Below are 7,479 nucleotides of genomic sequence, written 5' to 3'. Positions count from 1 at the left end.
CTGTACCTCGAAGCGATCGCCCGCGAGCTCAACGAGCGGCCACGGCAGTGCCTGGGCTTCTACACTCCACGGGAAGTCTTCGAACGCCTACTGAAGGACAACGTTGCTTCCACGAGTTGACACCGCCGGGTCTTTCGAGCACGAAAGACCGACGAAGGGTTCTGCTAAAGCGAGATGAACGCACCAACCGCGGCGTTGAACTTTTCGCGCTGGTCACTGAACACGTGATGACCAGCGTTGTTGATGAGATAGAGCGAGCTATCCAGGGTGTTGGCAGCGATCAGATCGAAGAGCCCCTTACCCATCGACACCGGCGCCGATCGATCATTGACTCCCCACACAACCAGCGTCGGCACCGGGATTCCTGCGTCGGCAAGCCGTTCCTGAACCCAGCGCCTGCCCTCGCTGAGGCTAGGCAACCAGTGCTCCTCCGCATTGCGTGCATATCCGGCGACAGCGTCGCGCTGCTTTTCGCTCTCGAGCCACTTTGTGGCGATCCCGATGTAGTCCTCGGGCAGATCTCCCTCATTAACCGCCTGGGCAGCATGATAGTGACGGATCAACTCGGCCGAACCTCCGGGGGCAGTCCTTTCGACTCGCTCGTAGAAGTCCATGTCGGTTCCGACGGGCGGCGCCGGTGCCGCAGTCGCACTGCTGATGATGACCAGCTTCTTTACCATCTCAGGGTACTTCAACGCGAGAAGGACCGCCGTCATGCCGCCGCGCGAGTGACCCACCAGGGTCAGGTTCTTGAGCCCCAACTGAGTTGCAAAGTTCGCAACGTGTTCGGCGACCGCGTCGACAGTCCAGTCTTCGTCATTCAGCGGGAGACCAGTCTCGCCCTGACCGAGTTTGTCGACCGCGAGGACACGGCCGTACTCGCCGAAATCCTCTAGAACGTTGCCCCAGGATTCGATTCCGGCCGGTATGAAGAACCCGAAATGCCCCCCATGGATGAGGAGGATCGGATCCTTGTCCTGGCCGTCGTCGAAATAACGCGTCTGAACCCCTTTCACATCGACGAAATGGAACTTCTGGGTGATTGAAGAGCTTGGCACGGATAACGCCTTTCTGTGCACGATAACGATTGAACAATTCATCGCAGTTCGACCCCTACCGACGTGGTAGTTCTGGCCAGTAGAAATCTCTTCTGCGTGTGCCTGAAAGCTACGCGCCTCCGCATCGACTGTCAATAGAAAGGGCCCTTCCGGATTCAGAGTGCATTGATCCGATCCTGAAGCTGTCCGGAGTGGATCAGTGACCGCAAGATGTAGTGCTTGAGGTTGCGGAAGCCCAGGGCGATTCCGCGGAGGTGTTCGAGCCTGCCGTTGATGGCCTCGACGGGGCCGTTGGAGGCACCCACGTCGAAGTAGGCGAGGATCTCGCGGTGCCGCTTCCATAGCGACCGGCCGAGCTGGGCGAGCTCGGGCAGCTCGGTGGGCACCCCGGTCCGGATCGAGCGCAGGAGCTTGTACATCGCGATCTTGCCCTCCCGCTTGCCCGAGGCCTCGTAGGCGGCGATGAGTCGCTGGTAGACGCCGTAGGTGACCTCCACCGCCGCGTGCGCATCGTTGGCGGTGAACGCCTTGAACAAGCGCACTTTCTGTTTGTCGGTCAGCAGCCCTGCCCGGGTGTTGAGCGTCCTGCGGATGCCGTACAGCGGATCGCCGGTGCGGCCCCGGTGCCCGGTGGTGGCCTGCTGGATGCGTTGGCGGCACACGGTGAGCTTGTCGGCGGCAAGATGCACGACGTGGAACGGGTCCATCACCGTGCGTGCTGCGGGCACGGCCTTGGCTGCGGCGGAGTGGTAGCCGGCGAACCCGTCCATCGTGACCACCTTGACTCGGTCTCGAAATGCCTGGTCGCGGGCGTTGAGCCACTCGGTGAGGACCTTCGCCGAACGGCCCGGGACCATCCTTTGGCGCGGCCGAGGAACTTGTGCCCGCCGCCGTCGGGGATGCGTCCGAGCTTCTTGATGTCCACGTGCACCAGATCGCCCGGTGCGGCGTGCTCATAGCGCTGCGGGCGTCGCTTGGTGGCGCGCACCGGGGCGCCGGTGGCCGGGTCGGTGAACGCCAGGCGCACGCACCCGAAGCGGGACAGGATCTTGTGCACCGTCGAGGGGTGCATTCCCAGGTGGTAAGCGATTCGGGCTGGCCCCCACCGGCGCGATACGCGCAGGCCGATCACCCGGCGCTCCCGACGACGCGGGGTGCGGTGGGGGCAGGTGTGCGGCCGGCTGGAGCGGTCAACCATGCCGGCCTTGCCCTGCTCGCGATACCGGCTGGCCCAGCGTCGGGCCGTGGTGACCGAGACACCGAACCGTTCCGCAGCTCGGGCCGGGGGCCAGCCGTCTTCGACGACACACCGGGCCAGGCGCAGTCTTCCCGTGGGCGTCAAGGTCGCGTTAGCGTGGGACACGAAGACCTCCGTTGTGGGTGTGGTTGCTTGGTCGCTTTCACACCTCACACGGAGGTCTTCCTCATTTCATCTCGCCATGCCGACCGGAGACACAACCTCCGTGGTCAGTACATCTAGCCGACTGGGCCAGTGCCCGAGGTGCGGCAGGAAGGCAGGCCGGTATCCTCTTGGGCGTCAACGATATGCCCGCCGCGGCGACCAAATGCTGTACGCGTGGCAGCCCGGGATGCTGGCATCGAGCCCCGGATCGCGAGTCGCCCGGTCTGACAACGTGGTCGTTGACCCGCTCAGCGATCGGCCATTGCGGCTGCCACCCCTCCAACCGAGAGCGCGAGCGGAGAGAACCTGCTGAACGGCGCAGCCGGCCGCTAACGTCGGTGGTAGCACGTTCACGAACCGGGGCACAGGGCGTACCGGCCACCGCCGCCCGACGGGGTTCGTTCTCGACCGCGGTTGCCACCGCGTCCGGCGAAACTCCGTCGGTCACCGGCCGCGCCGCGGCAGCGATGGTTCGTCCACCAGGGGGTCGGAGACGGTGATGGCCCGCATCGGGCAGCTCGCGGCGGCCTCGAGCGCTAAGGCGCGGGTGCGGGGGCCACCGTCAACAGGCTCCAGAACGACGGCGACGCTTCGCTCGTCATCGAGGTCGAAGAGCTCGGGCGCGGTCACAACGCACGAGGCGAAGCCCTCACACCGCTCGAGGTCCACCGTAATGTTCATCATGTTCATCGTCCCTCCGTGGTTAAGTCATGGGCAGTCTGTTCGGCGGCGAAGCGCCGCATCGGATCGATCCTGAGCGCGCCGGCCAGCTGCATGATCAGCAGTGGGTGGGCGCCCCTTTGCTGGAGGGTGACCAGGTCGCCCTCCAGGACGGCCGCAAGATCGGCCAGCCGTACGCCTGCGAGGTCGGCCGCGAGCTGGCCCGACTCTTCCGCAATAGAACGAAACTCCGGATCCCGGACGACCCGGCGGATGACCTGGTCCAGGGGTAAGTTCACGGTTCCTCCTCGGGGGCCAACCGAGCCAGCGCGATCCCGGTCGCCCAGTCCGGGACGGACTCGTATGCCAGGACGACCCCTCTCGGCCCACGGGCCGTCCGCTCAGGCTCCGACACTCCCCAGCCCTCCTGACGGGACGCGGCGGCCATCGCGGTGACCCAGTTGCAGATCTCCGGGGCACCATTGCCGGCCTCAGCGAGGACGTCGGCGGTCTTCATGGCGAGGATCGCGCCGAGGTCCCCTGCGCGCACGTGCTGCAGGAATCGCTCGTCGAAGGCGGAGTTGATCTGGCCCATCTCCGGCGTGCCGACCCAGTGGGAGAGCCCGCCGGTCCCGAGCACGACCACTGTTTCGGCTGCGGGCCGCCGCGTAATGACGTCGCGCAGCAGTTCCCCCAGTTGGGCGCTGCGCCACAGGGGTGGCAGAGGCTCGGTGTTGGCGTTCTGGAACACCGGGACCACCGGGATGTCCATCTCTGGTCGGATCAGGGTCAATGGTGCCATGAACGCATGGTCGATCTTCGGGTTGGCGGAGAACGCGAGGTCGAATCCGGCGGCCACCCCTTCGGAGAGCAGCTGGGCAGCGAAGGCGCCAGCAAGTGGGACCTCGGCGCTGGCCACTCCTCCATCGCCCCAACCGGTGGCTATCTCTCCGATTCCGACGCATATCTGCGGAAAGCTGTCGTAGCTGAAGGATGCTAGGTGCTCGCTGCTGACGACGACGAGCACGTCAGGGGACAGCCGGTCAATTTCCGCACGCACCTGAGCGAAGGCCTGATGGACTGCGGCGTGCACGTCGTTGTCCGGTTGGAGCTTTCGGATCATCATCGCCGTGTGGGACGTCGCGTACGCACCTACCAGCCTGCCCATCAGCGGGCCGCCCGTTGCCGGTTGGTGGCCGGATCCGTGGGGCCGCCGTCGCCGTCGCCGTCGGTGCGCCCACCTCGGCGCCCCGCGGTGACCGAACGCACGAAACCGCCGACGACAGCGTGGAATTCCGCCGGCTTCTCGAACTGCGGCCAGTGACCGGCGTCCTCCATCAGACGGAACGTTGCATCGGGAATGATCCGGCTGGCCGCCTCCCCCACCGTCCACGGCATGGTCGGGTTCTGCCGGGTCCACAGCACGAGCGTCGGGCAGTTGATCGTCGCGAGCCGCTCGGCGGTCAGCAGTTCCTCCGGCCGGGGCCGGGAGGTGAATGCGGCGACCATGTCACCGGCGGTGGCGGCGAAGTCCGGGCTGGCGTAGATCCGGTACCGGGTCTCCACCAGTTCGTCGGTGACCACGGACGGGTCATGGACCAGCCATTCCAGCCGAGTCCGGACCTTCTCCCGGGTCGGGGTGTCCAGAGCCTTGGTGGTAGCCTCCGCGACCTGCCGGCCGACGTTCTCGGTCAGCGTGGCACCGTCGGCGTCCACCTGCAGCCCCGCCCCGGTGACGCTGACGAGCGAGGCGACCCGCTCGGGGTGGTGGACGGCGAGAAACGCCGCGACCCAGCCACCGAGAGACTGCCCGACCAGGTGGGCTCGCGAGGCGCCGATCTCGTCGAGGAAGCCGAGCACGTGCTCGGCGAGCGCGCGGATCGAGTACTCGATCTGCGGCTTGTCGGTGAAGCCATGACCCAGCATGTCAATGGCATGCACGCGGAAGTCCCGGCCGAGGACGGCGACGTTGCGCACCCAGGTCTCGGCGTGCCCGCTCACGCCGTGCAGCAGGACTACCGGCTCACCGGCGCCTGCCTCGATGCTGCGGGTGCGGTAAGAGCTCGCCTGGCGGTACCGGACCTCGGTTCCCAGCAGGTCCACCCAGAACGAGTTCCCCTGGGGCTGGGCCATTCCCCCTTCAGTGCTCGTCACGTTGAAGCTCCTCTCTGTTCGGCCGTGCGGCCGGTGCGGGATGGTCGGTCACTCCGGTCCGAACGGCTCGGAGAGCAATGTCGTGTAGGCCCTCTCGTCGAGCCAGGTGAGGCTCTCCAGCTGCAGCGCGTCAAGGAAGACCTCGCGGCCGGTGCGCAGGCTACGGATGGCCAGGCGAAGGTCGTTGCCGTCTCGGTCGGCGCGTACCCGCACCCGGGCGAACTCGTTGCGGACTACGAGCTCGCCGTCGGCAGAGCCGATGCGCAGCCAAGAACTCGGCTCTGGTGCGCCATCAGCCCCGACGTCCCGACTGCCGTCGAGGTCAGCCGCCTGGGCCTCAGAAGAAGATGGAGATGGCACGGGGCAACACCCGGTGGTCGAGGAGCACGGTCCGTTCGGCGATCTTCCAGCTCTCACCGGAGGTCACGATCCGGTCGCGACGGGAGCCGACGAAGAACTGCTCGGAGTTGGCTCGCCGGGACTGGAAGATGATGAAGTTGCACTCCGCTACCAGGTCGCCGTCCGGCCCGGGGGTGACCAGGACGTTGCTGATGAACCGGCGCGTCCGCGACCGCGGCTGCTCCGCGTGGGCAAGGCCACCGGCCAAGCGCTCCATCCGCTTGGCGAGGAAACGGGCGTCCTCCTCCATGAGCGACCACTCGCCGGGGACGTGGTCCCGGTGCTGCCGCACCTCACGGGTCTCCGTGATCGGCATCCAGTAATGGACATCCTCAGTGAACAGGTCGAGCCACTCGTCGTAGCGTTGCTCGTCGAGCATCTTGGCCTCGCTGTAGAGGAAGTCCTCGACGTCGCGGCGCAGATCGGTGAGGGAATTGGTCATTTCTGCTCTCCCGGGGTGGTCATGAGTTCGAGCCAGTAGCGATAGAAGTTGCGGTGGTTCTGCTCCGAATAGTGGGGCCCCAAATGGCCGGGGTATCCCTCCTCGTGGATCTCGCCCTCGTGCCCCAGGCCCATCGCGTAGTTGAAATCCCGGGTCTGGGAGACCACCCCTCGGGCGGACTCGGTGATTTGCTCGAAGTTCTCGCCATCGTCCTGGCCAAAGATCCCGGCCGCGGCGTTCTCCTGGGACATCTGGGTGCGGGCGAAGTCCTTGACCGACTGCGGCGCGTCGCGGTCGAAGAGCGCCGTCTGCCAGACCTCGATCTCACCCGGTCCCCTCGGGTGCCATTGGAAGAGCCCGAAGACGTGGAAGACGCCGAACTTGATCCATGACAGGTTCGGGAAGATATTGCCCTGACCGAGCCCGTGCATCTCCGCCTGCAGCGGGGAGACCCGGGCCTTGAGCCGCTCGTGCACGGCGTTGACGTACTCGATCGCCTCCGGCCCGAGGAGCTGAGCCATCCCGACGTCGTTCTGATAGGCCCGGCCGGGCTTGCTGATGTCGCCCATCCCGTGGCCGTGGTCGAAGTATGCGATGTAGTCGCCGAGCGTGTCGTAATCGGGGAGGAAGCCGATCTGGAAGGCCGACCCATGTGTGTAGAGCACGTGGTAGTCGTCGCCGGCGAAGTTCTCCGCCGCCAGCTTCCAGTTGGCCTTGATCCGGAACTTCATCGTGGGGCCGATCACCTCGAGCCCGCCGAGCGGCGCCTCGAAGGCCAGGTCCAGATACCAGAGCTGGTCAGCGCCGAGGTAGTCTACCAGCGGGATGGCGTCCTCGTCCCAATTGGCGAAGATGAAGCCCTTGTAGTTCTCCACCCGCGGAACGGCCTTCAGACCTAGGCGCGGCTTGTCCAGCTCGCCATGGTAGACGGTATCTGCGCGCGGTGCACCGATCAGATCGCCGTTGTTGCTGTAGGTCCAGCCGTGGTAGGGGCAGCGGAAGAACTTCGAGGACCCGGCGTCGGTGCTACACACGGCCATGCCCCGGTGGGCGCAGGAGTTGAGCATCACCCGGATCACTCCGTCCGCACCGCGAGTGGCGATCACAGGGTCCTCGCCCATGAAGTTCGTCAGGTAGTCGCCCGGCTCACTCAACTGGGACTCGTGGCCGATGAACAACCACGTCTTGGTGAATACCCGGTCCAATTCCTTGCGGTAGGTTGCCTCGTCGACGAAGACTGTTCTGCTGACGGCACCCTCGTCGGGCTTCACCAGGTCGTGCAGTCTTGCGGCGGCCACGTCAACGGGGCGTTCGCTAATGCTGGTCATGATCGGGTCCTCTCGGGGTCTGACGGGTTGCGTGAG

The 7,479-nt window shown here is 65.8% G+C and carries 8 protein-coding genes and 3 pseudogenes; 1 reads left to right on the top strand and 10 read right to left on the bottom strand.

Annotated features, from left to right (window positions below):
* A pseudogene (locus tag ABFX36_RS19070) lies at nucleotides 1–120 on the top strand (IS30 family transposase); the annotation flags it as partial.
* 44 nt (nucleotides 121–164) lie between these two features.
* Here the strand turns inward: ABFX36_RS19070 and ABFX36_RS12435 are convergent.
* The 10 genes and pseudogenes from ABFX36_RS12435 to ABFX36_RS12390 form a co-directional block, all read right to left on the bottom strand.
* Nucleotides 165–1,058 (bottom strand): alpha/beta fold hydrolase, encoded by an 894-nt coding sequence (locus ABFX36_RS12435; protein WP_006897061.1) that lies wholly within the window; start codon nucleotides 1,056–1,058, stop codon nucleotides 165–167.
* Between the two features lie 155 nt (nucleotides 1,059–1,213).
* Nucleotides 1,214–1,915: pseudogene (locus ABFX36_RS12430) on the bottom strand (ISL3 family transposase); the annotation flags it as partial.
* A pseudogene (locus ABFX36_RS12425) lies at nucleotides 1,915–2,421 on the bottom strand (helix-turn-helix domain-containing protein); the annotation flags it as partial. The pseudogenes ABFX36_RS12430 and ABFX36_RS12425, both read right to left, overlap by 1 nt.
* 483 nt (nucleotides 2,422–2,904) lie before the next feature.
* Nucleotides 2,905–3,150 carry a ferredoxin gene (locus ABFX36_RS12420; protein ID WP_006897064.1) on the bottom strand — a complete coding sequence of 82 codons (246 nt, stop codon included), beginning with the start codon at nucleotides 3,148–3,150 and terminating at the stop codon, nucleotides 2,905–2,907.
* Complete coding sequence (locus ABFX36_RS12415; RefSeq protein WP_006897065.1) at nucleotides 3,147–3,419, bottom strand: hypothetical protein; 273 nt, start codon at nucleotides 3,417–3,419, stop codon at nucleotides 3,147–3,149. Before ABFX36_RS12415 ends, ABFX36_RS12420 begins: the two co-directional genes overlap by 4 nt.
* Nucleotides 3,416–4,288, bottom strand: coding sequence for a DODA-type extradiol aromatic ring-opening family dioxygenase (locus ABFX36_RS12410; RefSeq protein ID WP_006897066.1), 873 nt, complete (start codon nucleotides 4,286–4,288; stop codon nucleotides 3,416–3,418). The genes ABFX36_RS12415 and ABFX36_RS12410 overlap by 4 nt, the downstream gene beginning before the upstream one ends.
* On the bottom strand, nucleotides 4,288–5,274 hold the full coding sequence (locus ABFX36_RS12405; RefSeq protein ID WP_137809379.1) for an alpha/beta fold hydrolase: 987 nt from the start codon (nucleotides 5,272–5,274) through the stop codon (nucleotides 4,288–4,290). Before ABFX36_RS12405 ends, ABFX36_RS12410 begins: the two co-directional genes overlap by 1 nt.
* Before the next feature lie 48 nt (nucleotides 5,275–5,322).
* A complete protein-coding gene (locus tag ABFX36_RS12400) occupies nucleotides 5,323–5,487 on the bottom strand; it encodes a hypothetical protein (RefSeq protein WP_019287417.1) in 165 nt (54 codons plus the stop codon).
* A 124-nt stretch (nucleotides 5,488–5,611) separates the two neighbouring features.
* Nucleotides 5,612–6,115 (bottom strand): aromatic-ring-hydroxylating dioxygenase subunit beta, encoded by a 504-nt coding sequence (locus tag ABFX36_RS12395; protein WP_006897069.1) that lies wholly within the window; start codon nucleotides 6,113–6,115, stop codon nucleotides 5,612–5,614.
* Nucleotides 6,112–7,443: an aromatic ring-hydroxylating dioxygenase subunit alpha gene (locus tag ABFX36_RS12390; protein WP_006897070.1), complete on the bottom strand. Its 1,332-nt coding sequence runs from the start codon at nucleotides 7,441–7,443 to the stop codon at nucleotides 6,112–6,114. Before ABFX36_RS12390 ends, ABFX36_RS12395 begins: the two co-directional genes overlap by 4 nt.
* Between the last annotated feature and the right edge of the window lie 36 nt (nucleotides 7,444–7,479).

The sequence above is a fragment of the Gordonia cholesterolivorans genome, from assembly GCF_039531975.1.
Lineage (GTDB): Bacteria > Actinomycetota > Actinomycetes > Mycobacteriales > Mycobacteriaceae > Gordonia > Gordonia sihwensis.
Note: the sequence above shows the minus strand (reverse complement) of the source record. Positions and strands in the feature narration are given on the sequence as shown.

What these genes read in the sequence shown, in the direction of transcription:
- ABFX36_RS12390 (WP_006897070.1), bottom strand. Translation starts at nt 7,443, where the DNA reads ATGACCAGCATTAGCGAACGCCCCGTTGACGTGGCCGCCGCAAGACTG.
- ABFX36_RS12420 (WP_006897064.1), bottom strand. Translation starts at nt 3,150, where the DNA reads ATGAACATGATGAACATTACGGTGGACCTCGAGCGGTGTGAGGGCTTC.
- ABFX36_RS12395 (WP_006897069.1), bottom strand. Translation starts at nt 6,115, where the DNA reads ATGACCAATTCCCTCACCGATCTGCGCCGCGACGTCGAGGACTTCCTC.
- ABFX36_RS12410 (WP_006897066.1), bottom strand. Translation starts at nt 4,288, where the DNA reads ATGGGCAGGCTGGTAGGTGCGTACGCGACGTCCCACACGGCGATGATG.